Annotated in this window: 28 protein-coding genes; 12 read left to right on the forward strand and 16 right to left on the reverse strand. The window is 55.1% G+C overall.

From position 1 onward, the window contains the following. Positions 1-219: 219 nt before the first annotated feature. Positions 220-804, reverse strand: a complete 585-nt coding sequence (locus OSC10802_RS40745) for an Hsp20/alpha crystallin family protein (RefSeq protein WP_017718164.1) — start codon at positions 802-804, stop codon at positions 220-222. Between the two features lie 723 nt (positions 805-1,527). On the opposite strand from OSC10802_RS40745, the gene dusB reads away from it, so the two are divergent. Next, positions 1,528-2,601, forward strand: coding sequence for a tRNA dihydrouridine synthase DusB (dusB, locus tag OSC10802_RS0118020; RefSeq protein WP_017718166.1), 1,074 nt, complete (start codon positions 1,528-1,530; stop codon positions 2,599-2,601). Positions 2,602-2,720: 119 nt separating this feature from the next. Here the strand turns inward: dusB and OSC10802_RS0118025 are convergent, their stop codons facing one another. From OSC10802_RS0118025 to OSC10802_RS55715, 4 genes are all read right to left on the reverse strand, one after another. Beyond that, entirely contained in the window at positions 2,721-2,933 is a 213-nt protein-coding gene (locus OSC10802_RS0118025; RefSeq protein WP_017718167.1) for an MbtH family protein, read from the reverse strand. Between the two features lie 227 nt (positions 2,934-3,160). Next, positions 3,161-3,400, reverse strand: a complete 240-nt coding sequence (locus OSC10802_RS50250; RefSeq protein ID WP_155968028.1) for a hypothetical protein — start codon at positions 3,398-3,400, stop codon at positions 3,161-3,163. Positions 3,401-3,471: 71 nt separating this feature from the next. Beyond that, entirely contained in the window at positions 3,472-3,708 is a 237-nt protein-coding gene (locus OSC10802_RS50255) for a hypothetical protein (RefSeq protein ID WP_155968030.1), read from the reverse strand. Between the two features lie 378 nt (positions 3,709-4,086). Continuing rightward, the gene (locus OSC10802_RS55715; RefSeq protein WP_255349151.1) at positions 4,087-4,221 is read right to left on the reverse strand and encodes a hypothetical protein; all 135 of its coding nucleotides are present in this window, start codon (positions 4,219-4,221) and stop codon (positions 4,087-4,089) included. A 99-nt stretch (positions 4,222-4,320) separates the two neighbouring features. On the opposite strand from OSC10802_RS55715, the gene OSC10802_RS0118035 reads away from it, so the two are divergent. From OSC10802_RS0118035 to OSC10802_RS0118055, 5 genes are all read left to right on the forward strand, one after another. Continuing rightward, the gene (locus OSC10802_RS0118035; protein WP_017718168.1) at positions 4,321-6,480 is read left to right on the forward strand and encodes a sensor histidine kinase; all 2,160 of its coding nucleotides are present in this window, start codon (positions 4,321-4,323) and stop codon (positions 6,478-6,480) included. Then, the gene (locus OSC10802_RS0118040; protein ID WP_017718169.1) at positions 6,477-6,884 is read left to right on the forward strand and encodes a response regulator; all 408 of its coding nucleotides are present in this window, start codon (positions 6,477-6,479) and stop codon (positions 6,882-6,884) included. Before OSC10802_RS0118035 ends, OSC10802_RS0118040 begins: the two co-directional genes overlap by 4 nt. 197 nt (positions 6,885-7,081) lie before the next feature. Continuing rightward, positions 7,082-7,486 carry a response regulator transcription factor gene (locus OSC10802_RS0118045; RefSeq protein ID WP_017718170.1) on the forward strand — a complete coding sequence of 135 codons (405 nt, stop codon included), beginning with the start codon at positions 7,082-7,084 and terminating at the stop codon, positions 7,484-7,486. Between the two features lie 396 nt (positions 7,487-7,882). Further along, positions 7,883-8,803, forward strand: a complete 921-nt coding sequence (gene argF, locus OSC10802_RS0118050) for an ornithine carbamoyltransferase (protein WP_017718171.1) — start codon at positions 7,883-7,885, stop codon at positions 8,801-8,803. Positions 8,804-8,922: 119 nt separating this feature from the next. Beyond that, positions 8,923-10,428 carry a phenylacetate--CoA ligase family protein gene (locus OSC10802_RS0118055; protein WP_017718172.1) on the forward strand — a complete coding sequence of 502 codons (1,506 nt, stop codon included), beginning with the start codon at positions 8,923-8,925 and terminating at the stop codon, positions 10,426-10,428. 155 nt (positions 10,429-10,583) lie between these two features. Here the strand turns inward: OSC10802_RS0118055 and OSC10802_RS0118060 are convergent, their stop codons facing one another. Together OSC10802_RS0118060 and OSC10802_RS0118065 are read right to left on the reverse strand one after the other, a co-directional pair. Beyond that, positions 10,584-10,802, reverse strand: coding sequence for a type II toxin-antitoxin system HicA family toxin (locus OSC10802_RS0118060; protein WP_017718173.1), 219 nt, complete (start codon positions 10,800-10,802; stop codon positions 10,584-10,586). Further along, on the reverse strand, positions 10,802-11,044 hold the full coding sequence (locus tag OSC10802_RS0118065) for a type II toxin-antitoxin system HicB family antitoxin (RefSeq protein WP_017718174.1): 243 nt from the start codon (positions 11,042-11,044) through the stop codon (positions 10,802-10,804). The genes OSC10802_RS0118060 and OSC10802_RS0118065 overlap by 1 nt, the downstream gene beginning before the upstream one ends. A gap of 471 nt (positions 11,045-11,515) precedes the next feature. Here OSC10802_RS0118065 and OSC10802_RS56990 point away from each other — a divergent pair, with 471 nt between their 5' ends. From OSC10802_RS56990 to OSC10802_RS0118080, 3 genes are all read left to right on the forward strand, one after another. Continuing rightward, complete coding sequence (locus OSC10802_RS56990) at positions 11,516-11,998, forward strand: DUF8624 family small hydrophobic protein (protein WP_017718175.1); 483 nt, start codon at positions 11,516-11,518, stop codon at positions 11,996-11,998. After that, the gene (locus OSC10802_RS0118075; protein WP_017718176.1) at positions 11,992-12,468 is read left to right on the forward strand and encodes a GNAT family N-acetyltransferase; all 477 of its coding nucleotides are present in this window, start codon (positions 11,992-11,994) and stop codon (positions 12,466-12,468) included. Before OSC10802_RS56990 ends, OSC10802_RS0118075 begins: the two co-directional genes overlap by 7 nt. A gap of 153 nt (positions 12,469-12,621) precedes the next feature. Beyond that, the gene (locus tag OSC10802_RS0118080) at positions 12,622-13,368 is read left to right on the forward strand and encodes a HEAT repeat domain-containing protein (protein ID WP_017718177.1); all 747 of its coding nucleotides are present in this window, start codon (positions 12,622-12,624) and stop codon (positions 13,366-13,368) included. Positions 13,369-13,552: 184 nt separating this feature from the next. Here OSC10802_RS0118080 and OSC10802_RS0118085 read toward each other — a convergent pair whose 3' ends face one another. The 7 genes from OSC10802_RS0118085 to OSC10802_RS40750 form a co-directional block, all read right to left on the reverse strand. Continuing rightward, positions 13,553-14,326, reverse strand: a complete 774-nt coding sequence (locus OSC10802_RS0118085) for a class II aldolase/adducin family protein (RefSeq protein WP_017718178.1) — start codon at positions 14,324-14,326, stop codon at positions 13,553-13,555. A gap of 124 nt (positions 14,327-14,450) precedes the next feature. Beyond that, positions 14,451-15,119, reverse strand: coding sequence for a VOC family protein (locus OSC10802_RS0118090; protein WP_017718179.1), 669 nt, complete (start codon positions 15,117-15,119; stop codon positions 14,451-14,453). Between the two features lie 179 nt (positions 15,120-15,298). Continuing rightward, positions 15,299-16,558, reverse strand: coding sequence for a BaiN/RdsA family NAD(P)/FAD-dependent oxidoreductase (locus tag OSC10802_RS0118095; RefSeq protein ID WP_017718180.1), 1,260 nt, complete (start codon positions 16,556-16,558; stop codon positions 15,299-15,301). Positions 16,559-16,684: 126 nt separating this feature from the next. After that, on the reverse strand, positions 16,685-17,560 hold the full coding sequence (locus OSC10802_RS0118100; protein ID WP_017718181.1) for an SDR family oxidoreductase: 876 nt from the start codon (positions 17,558-17,560) through the stop codon (positions 16,685-16,687). Between the two features lie 174 nt (positions 17,561-17,734). Beyond that, on the reverse strand, positions 17,735-17,893 hold the full coding sequence (rd, locus tag OSC10802_RS0118105) for a rubredoxin (protein WP_017718182.1): 159 nt from the start codon (positions 17,891-17,893) through the stop codon (positions 17,735-17,737). Positions 17,894-18,104: 211 nt separating this feature from the next. Next, positions 18,105-18,872 (reverse strand): ChaB family protein, encoded by a 768-nt coding sequence (locus OSC10802_RS0118110; protein ID WP_017718183.1) that lies wholly within the window; start codon positions 18,870-18,872, stop codon positions 18,105-18,107. Positions 18,873-19,022: 150 nt separating this feature from the next. Beyond that, positions 19,023-20,678: a pentapeptide repeat-containing protein gene (locus OSC10802_RS40750; protein WP_017718184.1), complete on the reverse strand. Its 1,656-nt coding sequence runs from the start codon at positions 20,676-20,678 to the stop codon at positions 19,023-19,025. A gap of 377 nt (positions 20,679-21,055) precedes the next feature. Between OSC10802_RS40750 and OSC10802_RS50260 the strand changes: the two genes are divergently transcribed. Next, positions 21,056-21,238 carry a hypothetical protein gene (locus OSC10802_RS50260; RefSeq protein ID WP_155968032.1) on the forward strand — a complete coding sequence of 61 codons (183 nt, stop codon included), beginning with the start codon at positions 21,056-21,058 and terminating at the stop codon, positions 21,236-21,238. Positions 21,239-21,397: 159 nt separating this feature from the next. On the opposite strand, the gene OSC10802_RS0118120 is transcribed toward OSC10802_RS50260, so the two are convergent. Together OSC10802_RS0118120 and OSC10802_RS0118125 are read right to left on the reverse strand one after the other, a co-directional pair. Next, positions 21,398-22,045: a retron system putative HNH endonuclease gene (locus OSC10802_RS0118120; protein ID WP_017718185.1), complete on the reverse strand. Its 648-nt coding sequence runs from the start codon at positions 22,043-22,045 to the stop codon at positions 21,398-21,400. Further along, on the reverse strand, positions 22,042-23,373 hold the full coding sequence (locus OSC10802_RS0118125; RefSeq protein WP_017718186.1) for an AAA family ATPase: 1,332 nt from the start codon (positions 23,371-23,373) through the stop codon (positions 22,042-22,044). Before OSC10802_RS0118125 ends, OSC10802_RS0118120 begins: the two co-directional genes overlap by 4 nt. 140 nt (positions 23,374-23,513) lie before the next feature. On the opposite strand from OSC10802_RS0118125, the gene OSC10802_RS0118130 reads away from it, so the two are divergent. Together OSC10802_RS0118130 and OSC10802_RS0118135 are read left to right on the forward strand one after the other, a co-directional pair. Continuing rightward, positions 23,514-24,029 carry a DUF4112 domain-containing protein gene (locus tag OSC10802_RS0118130; RefSeq protein ID WP_017718187.1) on the forward strand — a complete coding sequence of 172 codons (516 nt, stop codon included), beginning with the start codon at positions 23,514-23,516 and terminating at the stop codon, positions 24,027-24,029. Between the two features lie 317 nt (positions 24,030-24,346). After that, on the forward strand, positions 24,347-25,387 hold the full coding sequence (locus OSC10802_RS0118135) for a hypothetical protein (protein WP_017718188.1): 1,041 nt from the start codon (positions 24,347-24,349) through the stop codon (positions 25,385-25,387). Positions 25,388-25,462 lie beyond the last annotated feature (75 nt).

Here is a 25,462-nt window from a genome sequence, read left to right on the forward strand (position 1 = left end):
TTATTTAGGCATACAAAATACTGGGAATCAAACACCGTCGCGTTCGATTAGCAGCCCATCCAGCCTCAGTATTATTTAGATAAGTCTATTAATATACTGAGCTTGGTTAGGCTCCTGATGAAGGCGTATTTACCGTACCTGAGAGGGGGCGGTTTGGCACCTGCCGGCGCTCGCGTTTCAGAGCCGGCAGGCTGTTCAGCCCGGAAAAACCCGCGCTCATCAGGCGGCTGGCTCTGACGCCCACCCATCTTCTGAGAGTTCAGCATCCATAGGGGCACCGGCTTGACGGTTTTCTGCCGCAGGGGGGTTGCTATCACCGGCGTTTTCCGCTATAATACCTGCCTCAGACTCAGCGACCCTGACCTTAACCACCTCGGGGCGGGTGGCGGACAGTTTCGGTAAAGTCAGGGTGAGGATGCCGTCTTTGAATTCCGCTTGCAGCCGGTCGTTTTGCACCGGCTCGGGGAGCGCAATCAGGCGGCGGAACGTGCCGTACTGGAATTCTGAGCGCCACTTTCGCGCTGTGTGGCTAATGGGCAGCCGGCACTCCCCAGCGAGCGAGACGGCTTGCCGGCTGACGCGCACATCTAAATCTTTTGCTTCCACCCCTGGAACTAAAGCCCGCAAAATGAGCGCCATGCCGGTGTCTTGCAATTCAACTGCCGGTGCCGGGGCGACAGGGGGTTCCTGAGCGCTGACGAAAGGGCGAGCGCCAGTTTGAGAGAGCTCGTCAAACAGCCGGTTCAATTGACTCCGCACGCTATCGATCTCGCGCAAGGGCTGCCAGTAAATTAGTTTCGCCATAGGTTTACCGAGGTTGAGAAGATATCGCCATTCTGGGGCTGGGGTGAGTGAAGTTTGAAGCGAAAAGGTTGAGCCTCAAAACCTTATAACACCGCCGGTGAAGTTAAGAAATAGCCGCTGCGGGAGCGAGGTTTCAACCGCACGCGCTTATTCCTAACTGAATTCCATAGTAGGTGTGGCGGCGGTTGCAGGAATTGGGGCAAACCGTAAACCGCCAGTTGTATTTGCCGCTCGCACCGGCACGAGGGGGAAAACCGCCCCCCCCAGCTCGCTGCCCCATGAGCAAGGGCGAGCTGCCGGTGGGCCGGCTTGTAGTTGGGCTTTAGCCCAAAAGTTGCGCAGTTGGGCTTTAGCCCAAAAGTTGCGCAGTTGGGCTTTAGCCCAAAGAAAGTAGTTAGGCTTTAGCCCAAAAGTTGCGCAGTTGGGCTTTAGCCCAAAAGTTGCGCAGTTGGGCTTTAGCCCAAAGAAAGTAGTTAGGCTTTAGCCCAATGGGAGCATTCCGATTTTGTACATCTATTCATTTTTTGTAGCACAGGCGTCTCGCCTGTGCCTGAAACTCTGGGACAGGCTTTTTGGCCTGTCCTACAAGAGATGGGTAAAAAAAAATGGGATGCTCCCAAGCCCAATCGCAGGCTATCGCCTCACTACAAACAGGAGCTAGAGTCTCAGTTGCGATAAAATAAGATAGCATAAAGAAGTCAGACTCCCATCCCGACTCTAACCATGCCCGTCCTCTCCCCTGAATTAAAGCAAAGACTGTCCACCCCCCTGAAAATCGGCAAGTTTGAGGTCAGGAGCCGCGTGCTGCAATCGCCGCTCTCCGGCGTCACGGACTTGGTATTCCGCCGGCTGGTGCGCCGGTACGCGCCAGAGTCGATGATGTACACCGAGATGGTGAACGCCACCGGCTTGCACTACGTCAAGGAACTCCCGAAAATCATGGAGGTAGACCCGAACGAGCGCCCGATCAGCATCCAGCTATTTGACTGCCGGCCCAATTTTTTGGCAGAGGCGGCTGTGATGGCGGTGAGAGAAGGCGCGGATACTATTGATATTAACATGGGCTGCCCGGTCAACAAAATTACCAAAAATGGCGGCGGTTCTTCCTTGCTGCGGGAACCGGAAACAGCTGAGGCAATTGTGCGGGCGGTGGTGAGAGCGGTAGAGGTGCCGGTGACGGTAAAAACTCGCATCGGCTGGTCAGAGAAGGAAATTACTATCCTGGAATTTGCCAAGCGCATGGAAGAGGCCGGCGCTCAGATGATTACGGTACACGGTCGCACTCGCGCCCAAGGGTATAATGGGCCGGCTAAGTGGGAGTGGATTCGCAAAGTTAAGGAAATCCTCTCAATTCCGGTGATTGGCAATGGGGATATTTTTTCTGTTGACGCTGCTGTGCGCTGCTTGGAAGAAACCGGCGCAGATGGCGTGATGTGTTCGCGAGGGACCCTCGGCTATCCTTTCTTGGTGGGAGAAGTTGACCACTTCCTGAAAACCGGCTGCGAGTTGCCACCGCCAACGCCGGTTGAGCGCCTGCAGTGCGCCAGGGATCACCTGCAAATGCTCTGGGAATATAAGGGAGAGCGCGGCGTGCGCCAAGCTCGCAAGCACATGACTTGGTACGCCAAAGGATTTGCCAATGCCGGGGAGTTGCGCGACAAGCTTTCGCGGATGGAAACTGTCGAGGAAGGGTACAGGTTGATTGATGGTGCGATTGAGCAGCTGGCGTCGGGTGATTCACCCGGTGCCGGTGGCGACGCAGACACGCCTAGCTGGGAGTTAGTCGAAGTAGGTTAATTGCGGGAGAACAAGTACAAGTAGTCGGGTGCGCTACCCTTTCGGTAAGGCACCTCACTTGCCGGTTATCGGAAAGTAAGTACCAGTGGTGGGTGCGTTACGCTGTCGCGCTCCGCACCCTACAAGTTTTCCATTTGCTTGCGCAGACTCAGCGGTCGCATGTCTGCCCAGACTTCGTTGATGTAGGCGAGGCATTCTTCCTTTGTGCCGGTTTTCCCGGCATCCTTCCAGCCAAGAGCGTTCTCCCGGTCAGCCGGCCAAATAGAATACGGCTCCTCCTCGTTCACCACAACCTTATAAATCGTAGTGTCTTGGTTATCGTCACCGCTCATGTTGCCTCCTTTTAACAGGAACTCTCAATACCATTTTGGTTTCATTAGCGAGTGTAGCAATAAACATTGGGACAGGCAAGATGCCTGTCCCTGCGAGCTGTATCCGCAGGTGCTGCGTCGCGCCGAGCCTCAATGTCTAATGTCCTAAGCAATGTGGCAAGTGGTATAAAGTACCTTCCCCACTCATGCAATCTGTAATTTTCACAGGTTTTCAGGGGAAACGCTTTCTATAATATCTCTATCCATGCCGGCGCACAAAGCACAAGGTAAGCCTCAGTCAGTTGCGCACCGGCTGATGGGAAAGCCGTTTCCAGGGCTCTGCCCCCTTGAGGTTCCTCCCGCAGGGAGCCACCCCCTTCGGGGGAAACCTCTCCCTGCCAATGGGGACTTTCGCCCGCCCTGTTAAGATTGGCGTGGCGCAGGGATGGCGCAGCCCGAGTCATGGCACCGGCACGCCCAGCTGGCATTTAACTAGAACGCGGTCAGAGCCAGATTACATTAATGTTGTTTAACATTTGCGCCTAGAGGTAGGTTGGTGCTAATTTAGCATAAAGCGCAAAACAATTCGCTTGTGAGTTCCACTCTGGCGGCGAGGCTCAAGGCAGGTATAGCGGAACCTGTCGCGCATGGCCCATATAATTTTTTCGCCAGGTGCGGAACGCGCCCTCGAATAGGGAAACCTATCTTTTAAGTAGCGCTCCCGCACCGGCACCTCAGCCTGCCGGTGTAATCCGCTCTCCCCCGTTCTTGTCCATTTTAGTTGATTCTTGTCCATCTCTTACATGGGTTATATCCTCCGGTGCCAGTCTTTCCCCCTCTCCCAGTCACCACCAGCTAGCCCTGGCGCTCCCTCAGGACATTGTTCAAATCAGCCTGGTGCAATTCTACAGGAAATGCCCGCCTGCTTTTCCCGGCAATTTTTATAGCAAACGCGGTCAGCGCTGGAGAAGTAGTGAGTTTCAGAACCCGCACAACCGCGTTCGGGCGCACAGGGACGAAAAGAGGAGGGTGGTTAGGATTAGAGATCGCTACTTGTGTGGCGACTGTCATATTGATGGCCGTCTAAAATGCCTCGCCCTAGGGTCCCTATAGGCCAGAATTATTGAGCTTGAGGAGGGAGCGTAACGAGTGGGGACATCTCCTAAACTAACTCTCAGAAGTGCCAGTGAGTTCTCTGCTGCTGTCCGCGAGATTCAGAAGCATTTCGCCAAAGGCCGGCGCTCAGCATGTGGGGCGTGCTAATGCCCGGAGGCGGGAGCGAGCGCGAGACTCGCGCAGCTAGATTCACTCTCAACCTTCCTGTGGGAACTTGATAGCGACTTGCGTGCGTTAGCTGACAAATCTACCCCGAGGCCGATCTGTCCCGAATATGAAGTGAGTAGAATAAATGACTGGAGAAAGTAAAAGTCAGAATGCAGGCGATATCCTAACCGAGGGAATGCTGTTGAATCGGATGACCAATCGCATCCGCCAGTCCCTGGAGCTGCACGAGATTCTCTCCGCGACTGTGGCGGAAGTGCGCTCGTTTTTGAGCACAGACCGGGTGAAAGTTTACCGGTTTGAGCGGGATGGCAGCGGCCAAGTGATTGCCGAGTCTGTTTATCAAAACCGGCTGCCGTCGCTGCAGGGGCTGCACTTCCCCGCCACCGACATTCCCCCCCAGATCCGCGAGATGTTTGTCAAAGCGCGAGTCCGCTCAATTGTGGATGTTCCAGCACAGCGAATTACCCTCAGCCCCTCCGACACTCCGGAGACGACCGGCAGCCTGACGCTGGAAGACATCCGCCAGCGCCCGATTGAAGAAATCCTCCAGCGACCGGTTGACCCCTGCCATATAGAGTACCTGACGGCAATGGGGGTGAACTCCTCGCTGGTGGTGCCGATTTTGCACGGAAAGGAACTCTGGGGCTTGCTGGTATCCCATCACGTCCAGCCAAAAACCTTCTCAGCTTCCGATTTGCAGATTGTCCAGATGGTGGCAGATCAGGTGTCCGTGGCCATCGCCCACTCGGCACTGTTGAGCTCCACCCGCTCACAGGCTCGCCGGGAAGCGTTAATCAACCAGATTTCCACCCTGCTGCACGCACCGCTGAACATTCAAGAAATCCTCCAGGGAGTCCTGGAAAAAATCGTCGCTGCAGTCGGGGGCGCAGGCGGCAGACTTTACCTCAATCCGATGGAAACAAGCTCGCGCCCTGAACTTTACACCACCGGCAAACTGCTCAAACTCTCAGGGGAAACCGGGGAATCGGAGTGGCTGGAATACCACCCGTTCTGGCAGCAGCTGATGGCCATCGCCACCCTGCCGGTTCAGGGGACTGGCAGCTGGGGTGAAAAGTCCCTGGATCGCAGCCCAAAACAAGCAGCAGCGCCGGTGCGGGCGATCGACGACCTCTACCAGGAACCCAGACTGGCGCAGGTGGCTTTTGCGTTCCAGCAAACCCCGATCCGGGGAATGCTGCTGATGCCCCTGCGGTACAGCCAGCAGTCGTTGGGCTGCCTCACCCTGTTCCGCAGCGAGATTGATACGGACATCTTCTGGGCCGGTCGCTTCGATCGAGATGAGCGCAACGCAAAGGTGCGCCACTCCTTTGAAGCTTGGCGAGAGCTCAAGTACGGCTGCGCCCACCCCTGGACTGAGGAAGAAATTGAGCTGGTTGAGGGAGCGGGCACCCACCTGTCAATGGCGGTGATGCAGAACCGGCTATACCAGTGGGAGCGAGAGCACCGGCTGCTGGTGGAAATGCGCAACCAAGAACTGCAAGCCGCCCGCGCCGCCGCCGACGAAGCGAGCCGGCTGAAATCGGACTTCCTCTCCTCCACCAGCCACGAATTGCGCACCCCCCTCGCCTCAACGCTCAACTACCTGAAACTTCTCAAAGAAGGCTTCTACGACAGCGAAGAGGAATTCAAAGAATATGTCCACATCGCCCACCAGTCAGCAGAAAACCTCGTAGCCATCATCAACGATGTCCTGGACATTGCTAAGATTGAAGCCGGTCGCATGAGTGTCAGCCAGGAGCGAGTCTCGCTCGCTCCCCTGCTCGAGGAGCAGCGCCGCCTCTTCAATCTCGACAGCCGCCGCAAGGGAATACTCCTGGCTGTTGAGTGTGAGGTGGAGAGCGTTTGGGCTGATCAAGTCAAACTCCGACAGATTCTCACAAACCTCCTCTCCAATGCCTTCAAATTTACTAGCGCCGGTGCTGTGCGCGTGCGGGCGGTCCTGCGCCCTGGAGGCGAGCCGGCGGCTCCGCCCCCACCGCTGGTTGAGATTTCCGTCACTGACACCGGCATTGGCATCGATCCGAGCAAAACAGAACTCCTCTTCGAGCCTTTCGTGCAAGCCGATGGCTCCATCAAGCGGCGCTATGGCGGCACCGGTTTGGGTTTAACAGTGTGCAAGCGGTTGGTACAGCTGATGGGGGGTAAAATCTGGCTGGAAAGTGCCGGGAAGGGTGAGGGAACGACCGTCACTTTCACCCTCCCTTACCGGGCATCACCCAGCGACTCTGACACCTTGAAAGCACAGGGAGAAATAAGCGCGTGAATATTCTACTCGTAGATGACGATTACCTCTTGGCCAAGGGAACTGCCAAATTAATCCAGCGCATAGGAGGGCACCAAGTCACCATCACAGACACTCCTGCTGAAATTTTCCAAAAATGTCAAGCTGGAGAAGTGGACGTGGTGCTGATGGATGTCAACCTGCCCGGGGCGTTCTGGGAGGGGCAACAAGTCAGCGGGGCGGACTTGGCTCGCCTGCTCAAAACTCAACCGGCAACCGCCCACATTCCTATTATTATGGTAACAGCCTACGCCATGCTGACCGAAAGGAAAACCCTCCTGGCGACTTCCCAAGCAGATGAGTTATTCACAAAACCCATCACTGACTATCAGGGACTTTTACAATTAATTGAGCAGCTCTGCGAGAACAAATCGGGAATTAGCTGAGAGTTCAGGCTTCATCCCAGGAGGGTGAGGGGGGCCGGTGAGCGGGAGCATCTCTGTGCCTGAAAACAGACCGAAACCCCCAGCCCCCTTCCCTAAACGGGAAGGGGGAGAGGTTAGCGAGCCGGTTTGAAGGAGGTAAATCTCTGTTTCCTCCTTGATTTTCACTCTTTCATATTTTCTCTGTGAGCCCCATTAAAATGCACAAAATAGCTGTAGTTGACGATGACGAATACTGGGGTCTGGCAGTCCAGCGCTTCTTCAGGATAGATTTTGAAGTTTCTGTTTTTAAAGGGGTGGACAGGTTTTTGAATAAAGCCGGCCAGTATGACTTAGCGATTGTAGACTTCTCAATTCCCCCAGCTCGCTACGAAACAAGTATGACCGGCAGCGAATTAATCCGCCACCTCAAAGAAACGATGCCAGACCCTCCCTTGCTGGTTCTATCCAGCGGATTTATTAGCAAAACTGACAGAGAAATTGGCTATCAAATTTGCCCAGAAGCGGACGACTTTATCGCCAAAGATGCTGGTATCGACGAGATTTTGCAGCGCGTTAAGACATTGCTAGACTCGAAAAAATCTCAGCCGGTGGATTCCGAATAGGGGGCTGCCGCTTGCCGCTGGGCTTTAGCCCCACCGTTTGTAGTTGGGCTTTAGCCCTTTCTCCCTCCAAGGGGAAATGGGAAAATTATTGATTGATTTTTCCTCCCTCTCCCTTACAGGCGTTGGGTGCGGGGGGTGAGGGTGACAGTCTTGGCACAAGTGGGATGCTCCCCGGCTGGCGATACTGCCAGTTTCCGAAGAGGGGGAACACAAACATCCGCTGATTTCGGTATAGTTGTACGCACTAGCACCCTGCCAAATCTGCTAAGTTCGTAGTGAGAGCTTTAGCCCTCACTAGAAACGAGGAATAGCGAGCTTGGCGGGCGGGACGCCCGCCCGAATCTGCTGCGAATATCAATTAGAGTAACACTACAGGATGTGATGTGAGGAGGATGTGTGGAAGCACTGAAAGGACGGGATTTCTTGAGTCTGGCAGACCTGAGTGTGGGGGAATTAGACTTTCTCCTGCAGCTGGCTAAGCAGATGAAAGCCGGCAGGGCGAACCCGCACTGTAACAAGGTGCTGGGTTTGCTGTTCTACAAAGCGTCCACCCGGACGCGGGTCAGTTTCACTGTGGCCATGTACCAGTTGGGGGGGCAGGTGATCGACCTCAATCCCAGCGTCACTCAAGTCAGCCGGGGGGAACCTCTGGTGGATACGGCGCGCGTGCTAGACCGCTATCTCGATGTTATAGCGATTCGCACTTTTGCCCAAGAGGACTTGCAAACGTTTGCCGGCTGCGCCAAGATTCCGGTGATTAATGCCCTCAGCGATCGAGCCCACCCCTGTCAAACTTTGGCGGATTTGCTGACGGTTCAGGAGTGTTTTGGGCGGCTGGAGGGCGTCACCCTCACCTACTTGGGCGACGGCAACAATGTGGCCAACTCCTTGCTGCTGGGCTGCGCGATGGCGGGGATGAATGTCAGAGTGGCCACACCTGAGGGCTACGAACCGGATGCCTATTTCGTGGAAAAGGCGCGGGAAATTGCCAAAGGGAAGAGCGAAGTTACTGTCACTGGCGATCCCGTGGCTGCGGTTAAAGGCGCTCAAGTCCTCTATACCGATGTCTGGGCTAGTATGGGTCAAGAGGAGGAAGCCCGAAATCGCATTCCCCTGTTTCAACCTTACCAGCTCAACGAACAGCTGCTTAGCTGTGCGGATGCAGACGCTATTGTGCTGCACTGTTTGCCGGCACACCGGGGGGAAGAAATCACCGATGAGGTGATGGAAGGCTCTCACTCTCGGGTTTGGGACCAGGCAGAAAACCGCATGCACGTTCAAAAGGCTTTGCTGGCAAGTTTGCTCGGTGCGGTTTGAACCAGGCACCCCAAGTCGAACATCAAGAAACTATAAATAAACCGGGTTTCTTAAAGAAACCCGGTTTCTTATAAACGCTTTCGCTCCCAGCTCAAATCGGGAAATACAAGGAACACAAGATGCAAGAAGAACAGCGCGACAGGACACTCGCAGCTTGGCAGGGGTTTCTGAACACGCCGGTGGAAACTTTCCTGCAAGAACACAGCCAAGCTAACGCACCGGCTGCTGCTATAGAATTGTTTCGCTCCGTGGCTGCCACCGTGCCGGCCTATCAGGCTTTTCTCAAGGAATATGGCATAAAACCCTCCTACATCCAGACCTTTGAAGATTTCCAAAAATTGCCGCTGCTCACAAAAGAGAATTACCTGCTGCGCTACCCTTTGCCGAGTCTGTGCCGGCGCGGAAAGTTAGAAACTTGCGATCTAATAGCAGTCTCCTCTGGCTCCACCGGCTCCCCGACATTTTGGCCTCGCTTTATCGCGGATGAGTTCCCGGTTGCGGCGCGTTTCGAGCAAATTTTTCGCGACAGTTTCCAGGCTGACTCCCGCCGCACTCTGGCAGTGGTTTGCTTCGCTTTGGGAACTTGGGTGGGCGGCATGTACACGGCGAATTGCTGCCGGCACTTGGCGGCGAAGGGCTACCCCATCACCGCTATCACCCCTGGAAATAACAGGGCGGAGATTCTCCGCACCGTGCGGGAATTGGCACCGGCTTTCGAGCAGGTGGTGCTGCTGGGATACCCGCCGTTTCTTAAGGATGTGATTGACGCCGGCATTGCCGAAGGGATAGAATGGGAAAAATACTCCATTAAGCTTGTAATGGCGGGGGAAGTGTTCAGCGAGGAGTGGCGGACTTTGGTGGGGGACCGCACCGGCTCTCAAGATGTTTGCTACGATTCGGCTTCCCTTTACGGAACTGCAGATGCGGGGGTTTTGGGAAATGAAACGCCGGTGAGTGTCTGCATCCGCCGGTTTCTGGCGTCTCGCCCGGATGTCGCCCGCTCCCTGTTTGGGGAATCCCGCCTCCCGACGCTGGTGCAGTACGATCCGCTGTCGCGGTTTTTTGAGGTTCACGAGGGCACTTTGCTGTTTTCTGGGGATAATGGCATTCCGCTGGTGCGCTATCACATTTCCGATACCGGCGGCATTATTCCTTTTGAGGAGATGATCCGCTTTCTGGTGGACTGGGGGTTCGATCCGCTAGTGGAATTAGAGCCTCAGAGCACCCGGGGAATCTATTCTTTGCCTTTTCTGTATGTTTTTGGGCGCTCTCACTTTACGGTGTCGTATTTCGGTGCCAATATTTACCCGGAAAATGTTACAGTAGGGCTGGAGCAGCCGCCGGTTCACGACTGGGTGACGGGCAAGTTTGTGCTGGAAGTGAGGGAAGGCGGTGACAGGAACCGGTTTCTTTCGGTTGCGGTGGAGCTCGCGCCTGGGGTGGGTGCGACTGAGGAGATGCGGGAGACGATTGCCCATTCTATTGTAACTCAGTTGTGCCGGTTGAATAGCGAGTTTGCGAATTATGTTCCGAAAGAGTATCAAATGCCTCAGGTGAGCTTGCTGCCTTTGGGCGATCCGGAATATTTTCCGGTTGGGGTGAAGCACCGCTACACGCGCCGGTGAGTTTTAGGGATTGGGAACTCTAGATCCCAGCCCCTTCCTCGCGTGCGGGGAGGGGGAGAAGCAGAGACAAGGGCACCCCCTTGTCTCTACTTCCTGAGAGTGAGTGTCGCCGTTTTCTTCGTTCCCACACGAGCCTGTGGGAACAAGAACAAAGCTTACAAACTTTCCCACTCCTCCTTGCTGATTTCTGCCTGACGCAATATCCGCGCTAAAAGCTCTCTGCCGATTTCTCCCTGATGAGGATTTGGCAATATCAAGGTGATATTTCCTTTTTTCATGTGCTGGTGTTTGCCGCCAGAAGCTGGGCCACTGAATCCCAACTGTTTCAGGTAAGCAATTAAGTCTTTTCGTTTAACTGGGCCAAAGCTAGGCATTAAACCGCCTCCTTGACAGTTAGCTCAATTCCATCCACAATTGGCAAAGGCAAATGGTCTGCAACTCTTATCAAAATCCAATCTTCTAAAGCGGACAGCAATTCTTCCCTACAGGCTTCCAGATTGGGAGCATTCGCCCAAACGCCTTGAAAGCCTGGGATTTCCCCATAGAAGCTGCCATCGTCACTGAGGATTTCGTATGTGGCTTTGCGCATCGCTGCTTGAATGTAATTTGTCAGCATCTGGCACTCTCCAAAAAGAACTCGGTGATTCTGTTCCTGCTGCGCGTTCGCTATGCACGCCCCCTTCTCTCTGGATTATAACCAGTGGGAGATGCTATTTTTGTCAGCGGAAAGGGGAACCCCACCCCCCAACCCCAGCCCCTTATCCCCAGAGGGGGCCCCACCTTCCCCGGTTGCGGGGAGGGGGAGAAAGACAGGAGAGGAGTTGCTCTTACTGTTTCAGGACTTACGCAGCACACTGTGGTATGGTGCCGGTTACGATAATTAATGTGGTTGCCGGTTACGCTATCGCGTTCCCCACCCTACAGATAGAGGCTGTGACTGCTGCGCGTTCGCTATGAACGCCCCCAACTCCTCTGCATTATAATCAGTGGGAGATGCTATTTTTGTCAGCGGAAAGGGGAACCCCACCCCCCAACCCCAGCCCCGTGCACGGGGAAGGGGAGAAAGAGATGTGTTTATCCTATTAATGTGCAACGCTCCCGCACCGGCATGTCTCGCACCGGCATGTCTGGCACCGGCATTTCTCGCACCGGCATTGTTTCCCGCGCCGGCACTTTCCTTGCGCCAGGGGGTGCCGGTCCTCCCCGCCCGCCTCTTGACATCTGGCAGTTGCCGCGCACAGTCAAAGAAACCAGCAACCTCCCCGCAGGCGGCTGCCGCTCAACACCGGCAGCCACCGGCAGTAATATAAGGAAAGAAACCTTTACAAAACTTGACCACCACCCCGGACAGGGGCTAGCCCACCCCCACCCCCCAACCCCTATGGCAATATTTCGTCAGTACATTGCACCGCTGTTGATAGTATTGGTCTTCTTGGTAGCCCTTGTAGCAGTGGGCGCTCGCAGCTTTTTGCCCAGCGACATGGCTTCCCCCGCACCCGTGGAAGAAACCGCACCGGCAACATCGCTGCTGCCCGGTGCCGGTGGGGCGCTGCAGGAGCCGGTGTGCTGATACCGGGATACACTCTGCGCACCGGCTCGCGGCTGGATCGGGCGCGGCTGCTGAAATTCATGCAGCTCACCTACCAAGAGATCTGCCCGGATGGGGATTTCTCCCATCTCGCCCAAACCGTCGAGCAATATTTTGGCAGCAACACACCCCTGTGGTGGGTGGAGGCAACTTCCCCATCCCAAAAGGTGCCGGTGGGCTGTCTGTGGTTGGGGAGCGCTATCGATCAGGTGAGCGGCGATCGCCACGCCCACATTTTTCTCGTCTACGTCGCCCCAGAACACCGGCGTCGGGGAATTGGCTCCGCCCTCATGCAGCACGCCGAAACTTGGGCCAAAGACAGGGGCGACCGGCAAATTGGCTTGCAAGTCTTTCTCACAAACCAGCCGGCGCTCAATCTTTACCGCAAACTGGGCTACGACACCCAGTCTCTGTGGATGCTCAAACCCCTGAAACCGCGATCGGACAGGTAAAGTGGGGGCGTTGAATATTCCACCGGATGAAGAACCCCACCCCCCTACCCCCTCGCCGCTTGCAGGGAGGGGGAGAAAGAGATGGCGTTTGGGTGAAATCATCTTGTCTTGCTGCAACGCCGAAGTGGGGCGGTGCTGCAGTAGATTGAAAATATGAACAGTCAAGATCGCACAGGCGCACTCAATATCGAGGATGAGCTGGAAAGCCCTTTGGATCTCTTAGCGGAGTCAGAACCCCCCAAACCAGATCCAGAGGAAATGCTCCCACTCCTGCACTCCCCAGAACCGCAGCAGCGCATGCTGGCGGCGCGGGCGTTTTGCGACCTGCAGGAGGAGCGGGCTATACCCCAGCTGATTCACCTGCTCACCGATGCTTGTCCCCTCGTGCGGGTGAGCGCCGCTTACGCTTTGGGACGCAATCCCAGCCCAAATGCCGTCGAGCCCCTGATTCACCAGCTGAACCGCGACTGGAATGGCTATGTGCGCAAAGGCGTGGTGTGGGCGCTGGGCAATTGCCGCGATCGCCGGTCGCTCGCCCCCCTGCTGGACGCGCTGAAAACCGATATTTCCGCAGTGCGCCTGTGGGCGGCGAGCTCCCTCGGTCAAATGGCGCAAGTGGGTTACGATGCCGTTATCGCTGCAGTGCCCCCCTTAATTGAAGGCTTGCGCAGAGATCCCGTGCCGGCTGTGCGCAGCAACTGCGCCTGGACTTTGGGACAGCTGTGCCGCGAACTGCCCTCAAATGTTGTGTACGCCACAGCCATTGATGCCCTGATTGAAGCTTTTGCGGAAGACGAAGATATGGGCGTCCGCGAAGATGCCAAATCTTCCATGCTGCGAGTCGGCGATCCGCGCGGTTTGCAGCTCATTGAAGAATTGGAGCAAGAAGGATTCCTGTAACAGATATAGCGGTTCTCAGTTGGATGAACTATGGCTCAGAAACCCGGTTTCTTTAAGAAACCGGGTTTCTTATGCCTAGGACAGTAGGACAGGCGAGACGCCTGTCCTACGCCTTTTTCCCTAGGCCACTGATGTCCGTGCCCATGCCCCATGCCCAATACCCCATGCCCAATCTAAAATAGGATTATTCCAGCAAATCAGGCTCTTTGCGCACAATCATATCGTAAAGCGGCTGAAAGCTAAACCAGCCCATATGGTGCGAGCCCACTTGCCGGTATGTGCGGCGGGCGCATTCCGGTTCGATGAGCACCGGCTTGCCCGCCGCCTCCGCCATCAGTTGCGCTTGACAGGAGCGCTCCATTGTGATGAACCACCAAGCCGCTTCATCGACGCTGCGCCCGACAGTTAGCAAACCGTGATTGCGAAGAATAATCGCTTTTTTCTCACCGACGGTTTTGGCAATCCTCTGGGCTTCCTCAATTTCCAGCACCACGCCGGTGTAGTCATCAAACAGGGCGTGATCCTCATAAAACGAACAGGCATCTTGTGTCAGCGGATCGAGCAAGCGACCGAGACTTGACCAACTTTTGCCGTAAGGGGAGTGGGCGTGTGCGGCGGCGACGACTTCTGGGCGGGCGGCGTGAATCTGGGAGTGAATAGCAAAAGCCGCCTCGTTCACCGGCTTGTTTCCTTCCACCACTTCCCCCCGGTGGCTGACTAAAATCAAATCGCTAGCTCGAATCAGACTGAAGTGCATTCCGAAGGGGTTCACCCAAAAATGATCTGAGCGTTCGGGATCGCGGGCGGTAATGTGACCGGCAATCCCCTCATTAAACCCGAAGCAGGAAAACAGGCGGAATGCGGCGGCGAGGCGCTGCTTGCGGTGGTGGCGCTCCTCTTCCACAGAAGTAAATACCGGCGGCTGAGGAATGTTTTGAGGGACCCTTACTGTCTGCATAGATTTAACTTTTATGAAGTTGTAGCTGGATTGTAGCGTTCCCCTAGGGGGAAAGGACAGGCAAGATGCCTGTCCTACAAGATTGTAGATTGTAGCGTTCCCCTGGGGGAAACGCTACTTTTACTCATTTCCTTAACTCAGAGAGGCGCAATCCCGCGATGTTCCGGCAGTCAAACGTTGCGTTATTGCCGGGTTGGCGCTCGATCAGCTCTATAATTTGCCCCGCCGAGTTCCGGAGGAACCACTGGGTTAGAGAGCCATAATCCAGAGGCTTTTCCGACATGGGAGCGAAGCCTTTTTCTTTCCACAGTTTAGCCGCTGCGCGCACGTCATCAGCGCGAATCGCAACGTGGTGAACACCAGCCAATCCCCTCTCCCGCAAAAAGCGGTCAGTGCAATCCCCGGCTGCGTGAGGTGCCTGCAGCACCACCAGTCCGCCCGATGGCAGTAACAGCGTCTGCAGGTGCACCCACAAATCTGCCGGGACAGAAGTGTTTTCGCGACAAAATTCTTGGGGGAATAAGGCGGGGCCTTCTACGACTTTAGCATCAAAAGGGCGAAAAGATTCGGCGTATTTTTCGAGGCTGTGCTGGTTGGGGAATGTCAGGAGACAGTGGTCTATCCAAACCAGAGCGCCATACAGGTGCGTCAGAAAAGACCAGCCGGCAAAAAATTCTGGAGAGGTGAATCCCTCTTTGAACTCCAGCAAGCCATTCCTCTCGCGAAAAGGCGACTCTAAGGCGAAAACAAAATTTTTCTCTGATTCTCCTGCTGGCCGAGGAAAATTTTTCATGAATCTCCTCTCACGAGTTATATTATAAGGTGCAAGTTCCGTATTCACCGCTTTTTGAGCTTCCCAAAGGGAGCCCGGGTGAGATTTTCCCGAGCTCCTGAAGGTCAGACTGGCGCTACTTGTAATAAAACTTAACACAGGGGGGGAGAAAATGCCAACCGCAGCAGTGGGGCGGGTTATTAAGACAGCGCACCCATTGCCTGACCGGCAATCCAGCCGGTTGTCCAGGCATTCTGGAAATTAAAGCCTCCCGTCACGGCGTCAATATCGAGAATTTCGCCGGCAAAGTAAAGTCCGGGGCAGAGGCGGCTCTCCAGCGTCTTGAAGTCCACCTCTTTGAGGGTGACGCCGCCACAGGTGACAAATTCTTCCTTAAAAACGCCCTTACCGGCAATCTGGTATTTGCCCTGAATCAGTTCTTCGAGCAGCAGGTTTAGGGATTTATTGGACACTTCCGCCCAGCGCGTCTCCTCGGCAATACCCGCAGCCCCAATCAAACGCTCCCAAAGGCGGCGGGGGATGGGAACGGGACAGCTAGAGGATATCTCCCGTCGCGGCAGCTGGTTCTTCACCGCCAGCAGCATTTGGCGCAGATCGTCGGGTTTGTACTGCGGCAGCCAGTTAACCTGCAGGGGAGTGTCATACCAGCAGTCGTGCAGGAATCTCGCACCCCAAGCGGATAGTTTCAGCACTGCCGGACCGCTCAACCCCCAGTGAGTGACGAGCACCGGCCCAGTCTGTTCTAATTTGGCCTCTGGCAATCGCACGCGGGCGTTTGTCACGGAGATGCCGGCTAAATCCCTCAACCGTTCGTCGCGAATATTAAAGGTAAATAGAGAGGGAACCGGCGGCTCAATCGTGTGTCCGAGGGATTTAGCAATCTGGTATCCCGCTGGACTGCTGCCGGTGGCGAGCAGCAGCCGGTCAGCGGTCAAAACCCCGCCGGTTTTTAACTGAATTTCAAAGAAAGGGGAGTTCTTTAATACGGCATCTTTTGCCGGTACGCCACTCATCCCGTCTTGATAAGAAACCCCAACCGCCGGCGTGCCGGTGCGAAGTTCCACCCCAGCGTCTTCAGCTGCCCGGATGAGACAATTAACAATGGTGGCGGAATCGTCAGTGGTGGGAAACATCCGCCCGTCTGACTCAGTTTTCAGTTTCACCCCTTGACTTTGAAACCACTTTACAGTATCAAGAGGCTGAAAGCGAGTGAAGGGTCCCCGGAGGGCTTTGCCGCCTCTGGGGTAGTTTTGCGCCAGGACAGCCGCGTCAAAACAGGCGTGGGTGACATTGCAGCGCCCCCCGCCAGAAATGCGAACTTTTTCCAGCGGTTTGCGACCGGCTTCTAGCAAGGTGACGCGCGTGTGGGGGTGAGTTTTCGCGCAGGTAATTGCGCAAAAAAAACCCGCCGCACCGCCACCAATCACGACAATTTTCATGGAATTAATCTAACTTTCTCCTGCTGGTTGCGCCTGGTTGGGACAGGCGGGACGCCGGTCCTGCGGGTCAGGGGACAGGCGGGACGCCGGTCTTGCGCCTGAAGGGTGGGGTAAAATGCCACAACATCAGACCTTTCCCCGCAAAGCCTCAAATTCTTCCCGCAAGGACAGGGGCTGGTAGCCCAGCGCGAACGCCTTTGAACTGTCCAAAGACACGTCTGGCGGTCTGGGCGCGGCCATTTTAACATCAGCTTGCCGGCACTTCTTTATTTTAGCATCGCTCAGTCCGAGAACTTCTATTAAGAGCCGCATAAAATCATAGCGCGACACCCGTTCCTTCCCGCCCAAGTGAATGCGCCCCTGAACATTTTCCAGAGCCAAGAGAAGTCCGCGCGCGGCGGCTGTTCCGCTCACCGGCGTGCGGAACTCATCGACAAATAAAGCCAGTTCTTGCCCCTCTCTCAGGGATCGCAGCATGGGCTGAATGAAACTTTTAGCCGCCGGTGCGCCACAGCCAAACATCAGGGGAAGCCGGCAAATCGCTGTTCGGGAATAGCGTTCCAGCATTCCTTCTTCAGCCATAATTTTTTGCTCGCCGTAAAGGCTGAGAGGTGAGACGGGATCTGTTTCGCGGTAGGGAGCGTTTAAACCGTCAAAAACCAGGTCAGTGGAAGTAAAAGCGCAAGGAATGGAATAATCCGCGCAAAGCCCCGCAAGATTCCAAGAAGCTGTCACATTGATGGTGCGAGATTCCTGCGGGTGAGTTTGGCAGTAGTTTGGCTGAGATTGGGCCGCTGTGTGGATAACTGCATCGGGCTTTATTTCCTGAAACAGGCGCTGGAGTTCTTGAAAATCCGTCAAGTCAACCGGCAGCTGTTTGACGCCCGGAATCTCGATCCGATGGGAGAAGTGCGTGCCATATACCTGCCACTCTCGCTTAGCGAGCTGGCAGAGGTTCCATCCCAAGAAACCGCTGCTGCCGGTGACTAATAGTTTTTTCATTTACCTTTAGCAATTTTGGATTTTAGATTTTAGATTTTGGATTTTGTACTGAGAAACCCGGTTTCTTAAAGAAACCGGGTTTCTCGTCGGCCATAGTTCATCCAACGGAGAGCCGCCATATCGCTTTTCTCCAAGATTTTCCCCCTTCCCCTAACAGTGATACGCCTCGCGAAATTATGCCGGTTCAAAAGCCTCTTTAGCCGCGCCGCAGACGGGACACACCCAGTCATCGGAGATATCTTCAAAAGGGGTTCCTGGTGGTATTCCCCCTTCTGGGTCGCCTTCTTCTGGGTTGTAGGTAAAGCCGCAGACGGTGCATATATATTCTTTCATTGCTTCTCTCTCCTGACGGACTGTCCGCATGGCGCAAACCTTCCGAAACGAAGTTCCGGAGGCGAACTTTAAAATTATACCAGCCGGTCGCCGCGATTGGGGTGCCGGTGCCTGTGTGGGGGATTAAATTAAAGTTAAAATTCGCCAGATTTCACCGGCTAGCCGGCGCGTGCCGGACCCCACCCGACTTGGGGGTGGGGTTTCTGTCCGATCACACCCTGGCCAGAGGTTTAGACCAAACGCCACTTTCATTTTCTTCGTACTGCCGGCGAATGGCATCCCAGGCGGCTTGTTCAGCCTTCATTTCATCGCTGGTTTCATCAAATGCAGCATTGTAACGCTCGATAAATGTCTTTTGAGCGTCTTCAGATAAATGGGAGCTGATTTCGGGAGCCAAATCTGCTAGACTGTCGCACCGGCCTGGACAGGGATGGGGCAGCGTCATGTCGCTGGCAGAGATTTCCTCACCGCCGGCACTTTGCAGCAGCAGCTGAATTTCCCCCGATTTATCGGCGGTAATTTCTGCCATGACCAGAATTTCTCCCGCTTCCAAACGAGTTTGATAGAGAGTGGCTTTCTCTTCTGGCATTCCCAGCGCCACCAGTGCGGAAACCAAACCGGCACCGGCACTTCCCGCCAGTGCGCCGCCGGCAGCACCGAGGAGTACCGCACCCAGCGGTCCCGCTGCCACAACCGGCCCAACAAAAGGAATAAACAGCACGCCAACGCCCGTCAGCAGGCTCAAAACTGAACCGAACAGGGAACCAAAAATTGCGCCGGTGCGCAGCCCGCCCAAAATCACGTCTTTCCTGCTTATAAAGCCGGCAATCCGCGTTTTGGATTGGAAATTTTTCCCCATCACCGAGATGCGATCCTGAGGCACGCCCCGATCCAGCAGCCGCCGAATTACGCTATCCACTTGCTCTTCTTCCTTGAAGGTGGCGGAAACGGTTCGCTCTGCTTTGTATTGTTCAGGCATGTTGCTTTCTCCTCGAATTTTATGAGTTATCTCTTCTGGAAGAATAGCAAGGCACCCCCCCTCTCCGAATCTGCCCAGGGATTGATTTCCGTTGAGCGGGGGAGTAGAAAAGCCGGCAGCCGGTGCAGCCGGCAGGGCTCACCCCATACATTACTCCCTTGATTCGGCGGATTGTTCTTCGTGCAGTTTGGCTGCCAGCTGAGTTAAAATTGATATCAAACCGGCATCTTGCCCGCCAGAAGGAACCCCCCGATCTTCCGGACTGGTTTCTGCGTTCGCTTCCAGCCAGGACTGATAGGCGTCACAGAAAGCCTGGTGGATTTTCGCCTTATTGATGCCGGCAGCCGCCCGCAGCTGAACGGCGAACAGGCTATCTGCTTTTTGCTCAACACTCTGGAGCGACAGTTCGGCGTCCGTATTTTCTGAGCGCACCTGATTGAAAGCGTGGAGAAAAGCTTGCCAGTTCATGCCGGTGCGGAAAACTAGATCGACGGAATTGAACGCCGGCTGAAACAGCTGCGCGAACTCTCCGGGGGCGAACTCTCCGCTCAGAGGGCGGCGCTCTACTTGAAAGTTGAGCAAATAAACATACTCGCAAATGACTCCATCGAGCCGGGTGTTGCTGTCAATCTTCCAATTCCCTATCAAAGCGCCGGTGAGTTCGGCTGAGGAGAGATCAGCGCCGGAAGCGAGAGAGGCAGACAGATTTGCAGACTTTAAACAGGCACCTTGCAGAGAGGCTTCAGTGAGATTTGTTTCCCGCAAATCGGCGTGGCTGAGGTCAGCACCGGCAAGGTTGGCACCCCGGAGATTAATGCCGGCATAAGATTTATTCCGCCCAGAGCCGCTAACAAGCAAATCTCGAATAGCAGGGTTAGCCAGTATCGAATTGCCAAGTCGGGCTCGGTCAAGTTCGCGGGCTTGCAGCCAGCAAGTGCGGGTGAGATTTGCCTTTCGGAAATCGGTTTTTTTTAGCACCGCCTGGCTGAAATTGACGTCGGTTAAATCAGCCCGGCGGAAGCTTGTCCCGCCGGCAGTGGCAAAAGCAACGGCTATCTTGCCAATCGCGGCGAAACGCTCGTCTCCAGACAGAGCTCGCCGGCTCGCCCAACCGCACCCCACACCCACCGCCACACACACCGCAAAAGCCCAAACCGCAGTCGAAGCCCAAGCATCCTGAAACAGCCCGCCCAGAAACCCAGCCCCCGTGCCGAGGGCAGCCCCAATCAAACCCCAAAACCACGCCAAAGCGCCGGTGATAGCCCACGCCCTGCCCCCACCCGCCGCCAGAGAGGCAGCCCCCGCCAAAGCGAGCGCCCAAGCCCAAGCCGCCATTCCCGCCACCTCCCAAATGCCGGTCAGAGCCCAGTCCCAAGCTAAAAACCAGGGCTTTAGCCCAGCCGAAGCCCCAGCCACCGCCGCCACCACCGCCACCGCCCACAAACCCGCCTCCATCCCCCGGCGCAGGGTGACGAGAAAAAAGAGCGCCAGCAGCAACAAGACGGCGACGCCGGGAAAAATGGTGTTGCCTTTGATGAATTGCGGGTTGAGCAAAGCGCCGGCAAACGCGCCCGCCAGTGTGGCCAGCAAGCCGGACAGTGAGGCCAGGAGTGGCGGGAGGATCGCGAGTGCGGCGGTTTGCCGGCGCGGCACCCCAGCGAGGGCACCTGTGAGGTTTGCGCCGGTGAGGTTTGCGCCGGTGAAGTTGGCACCCCGGATGTCTGAATGCGCGAAGTTAGCGCCGGTGAGGTCTTGATTTTTAAAGTTGCGTCCTTGGAGATTTTGTCCAGAGAAGTCTACAGGCATGGCCGATCTTGGGGGGTGGGAGCCGGTGTTGCTATAGGGCAGGCAGCAGCAAGCGATTTGCCACCATATACTGATCTATGCTATACTTTGCTCAAGACATCCACCACGACCCGAAAACCAAAGGCGGGTGGTTGCTCTGAAAAGTCCAAAACAGCTATCTAAACCCGATTTCCACTCGGTAGGTGGCTGTGTCTAAATCGCCTTAAAGCCCGAACCCCAAAGGCAAATGGCCTTTAGACTTGATTGAGACAGCTTCTTTCTCAAAGGAAGTCACTTTGTCAGGAGTTTGGACGTTGTGCTCGCGGGTTCCCTGCGGGCATTGGTTGATACGCCTTGGTTCTGGAGCTAGCCTCCTGTGCTTATGTATTTGCTATCAATTGACAGCAATTGATAGCAAAAATGTATCGGATAGCATACAAGCCCCTGGAATGTTTAGGTGCCGGTGTCCCAGAAAGCCGCGCTCCCACACGGCTGTGCCGGTGAGGGCAAAACTCTTGCCCGAGACTTGGGTTTATCGCGTTCCCGACAAGTCGCTAGCGGAGATGATAGAGCGCGTCTAAATCATTCGTGTAAATTTCAGAACCCCGGTTTCTTAAAGAAACCGGGGTTCTGCGCCAAGAGCGGTTGCGCCAATTATTGAGAACTGCTATACGAGGCAATTCCACCTCACCCTATGCACTCTTTTTCTTTTTTATCAATCAGTATAGAGAGGAAAATTTTTAAGGCACAAAGTAGTGTTTGAGGATGTAGGTTATCGCCCCACAAAACGGCGCGTGCTGTCCATTTGCGTCGGGGTTTTCACAGCCTTGAGCTAGCAGCTGAATTTCTTCGCCGGTGAGTCCGTCAATTGCCTCCAAAATCCCGTCAATCGCCTCGCGGCGCATAGCTCTCAGCTTATCAATGTCGAGTCCGAGCTTGTCAATCGTTTTGACTGCAGCATCTTTTTTATCTGCCTCATCTGTTGGCAGAATCTCTCCAGAACCCAGGTAGCGAAAGAAATCCGCACAGTTAGCCTCCAGAGGCGAAACCATAAGCCGCTCATCGTACCAGTCGTCTTTCTTCTTGCCACAATGGACTGGCTCAGACTTCTTACTCTCTCTCTGGCATGAAGCCAGCAGATTCCTGTACTCCAGTGCTAGATCCTGATAGTACCTCTGGGGCTTGAAATGTTCGAGATGACTGCTGTCCACCGCAATCCGCATGCCGCAGTAACAGCAGATATAGCCCTGCTCGCGCAGCAACGAATGATGCAGATCAGTTTTTACTTCTCCCCGAAGGTCATCATAGGTTGGCGTCCAATTTTCGTTAGCCAGTTTCTTCCAGTCTGCCAACTTTTCTGGCTCCTCACCCTTTTGAATGTGTTTCACTTGTTGAGAATCTCCTTGCGGCGAATCAGGATATCTGCTCGGACAAACTCCGGCTCATCAGCGCCAATTTCGTTAGCCAGCTGCTGGCGCAATTGCCGAGCGCCATCGAGATTTCCCCGGTCAATAAGTCGAAACAGCTCAAGTAAATCCTCCTTAATGTCCTGCGGACGATCTGGAACACCCATGAGGTCTTCAAGGATACGATTGCTGTCTCTCCCAAAAGAGCTTTCTGGACGCTTAGCGACGATACCTTCAGGTGTTTTCTCCAACAGGTAGACCCCTTCAGGGCGCACATGGCTGACCACTTGCGGCGAATGCGTTGTGACAATAAATTGGCAGTTTGGGAAAGTTCTTGTCAGCGCCGGTATAATCTCGCGCTGCCATTTGGGGTGAAGGTGCAGCTCAATTTCGTCAATCAGCACAACGGCGCTTCCTGCGAGTGAGTCTGACAGTCCCGGGTTGGCAATTGCCAGCCTTCTTGCTAAATCCCCCACCATTGCCAGCAAGCATTTCTCACCATCAGACAGCTGATTGATAATCAGCTCCTCACCTTGTTTGCTCACCGTCATTCGCAGGGGCGAGCGCCGGACGCGCAGGTTCGAGAACCCCGGTAGCAGGGAGGAGATAGCATTTCTTACAGCTTCTAGTTTGCCATCTCGAAACGCAGGATTGTCTCGCCGCTGTTCATTTTCCAAATCTTCCCAGTCTCTAAACCATTGGAAAAACATTTCAAAATTGATTGCTTTACCTTGCAGGGCACCGTCATAGGCGTCCGCTACTTTAGTAATAAGCTTATTAGGTCTTTGCAGGGAGATATCGCCAACCTCCCGACTGACAGGGTAGTAAACTGCCAGAGGTATGTTGGCTGGTTCATTAGTTTTCCCTTTTTGGCGGATACCACCAGTAACTCGCTCTAACTCTGCCAGGTTGCTGTTTGGTTTTTTGCTCCCTTTTTCCAGAGTCTGGGTGAGAGCCCAGCTCACTTCCTGCGAGTCCAGTGAAAGTGTAATTTCGCTGCGGGTCTGGCTGGCCCCATTTTTGATGTCCTGTTCGCTAAAGGAACGATCATCTGCCAGGTCTTCTTGCTGAAATCCGCTCCGGAAGTTTTTGCTAAACACTTTCACAGATTGCTGCAAATGTTCTCGGGTTTCTGGATCGAATACAATCCGCACCATAAACCAGGACAGGAGAATGGCGAGACAGTCAAGAATACTCGACTTTCCCACACCGTTGACGCCGATGAGTACAGTAGGCTCACCGGCATCAAACTCCAGAGTCAGCTCGCCGATCCCACGGAAGCCGGTCATTTGTAGGCGTTTGACTTTCATCTTTTGACGCTAACTGCACGTATAATTTTAATTTTACTCTGTATTAGACCATAACGATCTCACCCAAGCTCGCTGCGCGTTCCGCGCCGAAGGGCGCTAACGCCACCCTTTATATCGCTCCAGCATAGGAAAAAATTCACATGACCCAACCTCTCCCCAACCCTTCCCCCATAAGTGCCGGCAAAAACTCCGACGCCGCCACCGTGGAGCGCCTGCGCAAACTTAGCAATCTCCTCGACAACGCCATTGGCATCCCGGGGACGCCTTTCAGCATAGGACTGGATGGCATCTTGGGGCTAATCCCAGGCGGCGGCGATATCCTCGGAGGACTTCTCTCCGCCTATATCGTGTTCACATCAGCTAAGCTGGGCTTGTCCAAAGAAACCTTGGTGCGCATGGTTCTCAACATCGTCTTGGATACCTTGATTGGCACAGTGCCGGTGCTGGGAGACTTGATGGATTTCGCCTGGAAAGCCAATACCAAAAACATGGAGCTGCTGGAAACCAACTTAAAATATCCCCAGGCGACCACAAAAAAGGCCGACCGGTCGTTTATCCTCCTGCTGCTGGCCGGTGTGATACTCTTTGTCATACTTGTGGCTGTTTTGAGCGCCATCGTGATTGGCGCGATCGTCGGACTGATCGCCCGCAGGTAGTAGGGTGCGCCGAAAACCCCACTCCCCACCAGTAGCGTTCCCCCCTGGGGAACGCACCCTACTCGACCGATGGACCTCAGAGCTCGACCGATGGACCTCAGAGCTCAGAGCTTGGACGATGGACCTCCGAACTCCACCGATGGACCTCAGAGCTCGACTTTTAGAGATGGGACATTCATGCGTTCGCACCCTCCGGCGTAGCTCCCTTGCTCGACCTCCCTGATAGCCCAGTCCTTCCCCAAACCCCAAACCCCAAACCCCTATACAAAAGAATCCAGACGTGGGATAATAATCTAACTGTTGTCTGCCAATCCCTGATGGTTCCGCTTCCCCAGTCTCCCGACGAGCTTGCTGCTGCCCTCGCCGGCATCACCGACCTAACTTTCGAGCTGCCCGATCCAGAAGACGAAGAAATTCCCGAGCCCCAATTTCAGCTCCAGCTTGACAGCGCCTGGAAAGTGTGCGATCGCTTTGACCTGCAAACCCAAATCTGGCGGGGGCGGATCTTGCGCTCAGTGCGCGATCGAGAGAAAAAAGGCGGCGAAGGGCGGGGGAAAGGCTTCCTCAACTGGCTCAAAGAGCGAGAAATCAGCAAAAGCCAAGCCTACGCCCTCATAGAACTGGCCAAGAGCGCCGACACCCTGCTCGAAGAGGGACAGCTAGACCCCGCTAGCATTAACAACTTCAGCATGCGCGCTTTTGTGGAAACCGCCAAAGCCAGCCCTGAAATCCAGCAGCTGGTTACAGAAGCCGCCCGCACCGGCAACCGCATCACTCGACGCGAAGTCCGCCAGCTGGCTGACGAGTGGACAGCCATGAGCTCAGATCTCCTCCCCGAGGAAATCAAGGAAAAAGCCTCTGCCGGTTCCCTCCCCACCAACTACCTCGCCCCCCTGGTGCGAGAGATGGAAAAATTGCCAGAATCCCACATCAGCGCCATTCAGGAGGAAGCCGCAGAGAATCCCGACGTCGATACCGTGAAAAAGCTGACCTCAGAAGCCCGCAGCCTGTCCCGCTATCTCGACGCCGCCGCCCAAGTGCAAGCCATCAGCCAGACATCCGTGGACGTGGAAATGGCCCTCGAAGAAGCCCTGCGAACCGGCTGTTTGAACACCACAGCCGATCTGGTCAAGCAGGCGGCTCAGCTCGAGCAAATGATCGCCAAGCTTTACACCACCTGGAAGCGCGTTGGCAATCTCGCCGACCGGCTCTATGTAGAGACCGGCGCGAGCACCCCCAACCTGCGAGCCCTCCTGACCTGTCTCGACCGGCTCGCCCGCGACGTGATGGAAGTCCAGCTTGGCGATGGCAGCGACCGCTCCATTCGCCTGCGAGTCCTCTCCGAACCCGATTCCTAAACACAGCAGCCGCCCCTCTCCGGGGCGCTGCGCCCTTTGCCCCGGCAAACCCGAAAAAAACTTTCTGTTGCTGCC

Source organism: Kamptonema formosum PCC 10802 (genome assembly GCF_000332335.1).
Lineage (GTDB): Bacteria > Cyanobacteriota > Cyanobacteriia > Cyanobacteriales > Oscillatoriaceae > Oscillatoria.

What these genes read in the sequence shown, in the direction of transcription:
- OSC10802_RS40745 (WP_017718164.1), bottom strand. Translation starts at nt 804, where the DNA reads ATGGCGAAACTAATTTACTGGCAGCCCTTGCGCGAGATCGATAGCGTG.
- dusB (WP_017718166.1), top strand. Translation starts at nt 1,528, where the DNA reads ATGCCCGTCCTCTCCCCTGAATTAAAGCAAAGACTGTCCACCCCCCTG.
- OSC10802_RS0118025 (WP_017718167.1), bottom strand. Translation starts at nt 2,933, where the DNA reads ATGAGCGGTGACGATAACCAAGACACTACGATTTATAAGGTTGTGGTG.
- OSC10802_RS50250 (WP_155968028.1), bottom strand. Translation starts at nt 3,400, where the DNA reads ATGCCAGCTGGGCGTGCCGGTGCCATGACTCGGGCTGCGCCATCCCTG.
- OSC10802_RS50255 (WP_155968030.1), bottom strand. Translation starts at nt 3,708, where the DNA reads ATGGACAAGAATCAACTAAAATGGACAAGAACGGGGGAGAGCGGATTA.
- OSC10802_RS0118035 (WP_017718168.1), top strand. Translation starts at nt 4,321, where the DNA reads ATGACTGGAGAAAGTAAAAGTCAGAATGCAGGCGATATCCTAACCGAG.
- OSC10802_RS0118045 (WP_017718170.1), top strand. Translation starts at nt 7,082, where the DNA reads ATGCACAAAATAGCTGTAGTTGACGATGACGAATACTGGGGTCTGGCA.
- OSC10802_RS0118055 (WP_017718172.1), top strand. Translation starts at nt 8,923, where the DNA reads ATGCAAGAAGAACAGCGCGACAGGACACTCGCAGCTTGGCAGGGGTTT.
- OSC10802_RS0118060 (WP_017718173.1), bottom strand. Translation starts at nt 10,802, where the DNA reads ATGCCTAGCTTTGGCCCAGTTAAACGAAAAGACTTAATTGCTTACCTG.
- OSC10802_RS0118065 (WP_017718174.1), bottom strand. Translation starts at nt 11,044, where the DNA reads ATGCTGACAAATTACATTCAAGCAGCGATGCGCAAAGCCACATACGAA.
- OSC10802_RS0118080 (WP_017718177.1), top strand. Translation starts at nt 12,622, where the DNA reads ATGAACAGTCAAGATCGCACAGGCGCACTCAATATCGAGGATGAGCTG.
- OSC10802_RS0118085 (WP_017718178.1), bottom strand. Translation starts at nt 14,326, where the DNA reads ATGCAGACAGTAAGGGTCCCTCAAAACATTCCTCAGCCGCCGGTATTT.
- OSC10802_RS0118090 (WP_017718179.1), bottom strand. Translation starts at nt 15,119, where the DNA reads ATGAAAAATTTTCCTCGGCCAGCAGGAGAATCAGAGAAAAATTTTGTT.
- OSC10802_RS0118095 (WP_017718180.1), bottom strand. Translation starts at nt 16,558, where the DNA reads ATGAAAATTGTCGTGATTGGTGGCGGTGCGGCGGGTTTTTTTTGCGCA.
- OSC10802_RS0118100 (WP_017718181.1), bottom strand. Translation starts at nt 17,560, where the DNA reads ATGAAAAAACTATTAGTCACCGGCAGCAGCGGTTTCTTGGGATGGAAC.
- rd (WP_017718182.1), bottom strand. Translation starts at nt 17,893, where the DNA reads ATGAAAGAATATATATGCACCGTCTGCGGCTTTACCTACAACCCAGAA.
- OSC10802_RS0118110 (WP_017718183.1), bottom strand. Translation starts at nt 18,872, where the DNA reads ATGCCTGAACAATACAAAGCAGAGCGAACCGTTTCCGCCACCTTCAAG.
- OSC10802_RS40750 (WP_017718184.1), bottom strand. Translation starts at nt 20,678, where the DNA reads ATGCCTGTAGACTTCTCTGGACAAAATCTCCAAGGACGCAACTTTAAA.
- OSC10802_RS0118125 (WP_017718186.1), bottom strand. Translation starts at nt 23,373, where the DNA reads ATGAAAGTCAAACGCCTACAAATGACCGGCTTCCGTGGGATCGGCGAG.
- OSC10802_RS0118130 (WP_017718187.1), top strand. Translation starts at nt 23,514, where the DNA reads ATGACCCAACCTCTCCCCAACCCTTCCCCCATAAGTGCCGGCAAAAAC.
- OSC10802_RS0118135 (WP_017718188.1), top strand. Translation starts at nt 24,347, where the DNA reads ATGGTTCCGCTTCCCCAGTCTCCCGACGAGCTTGCTGCTGCCCTCGCC.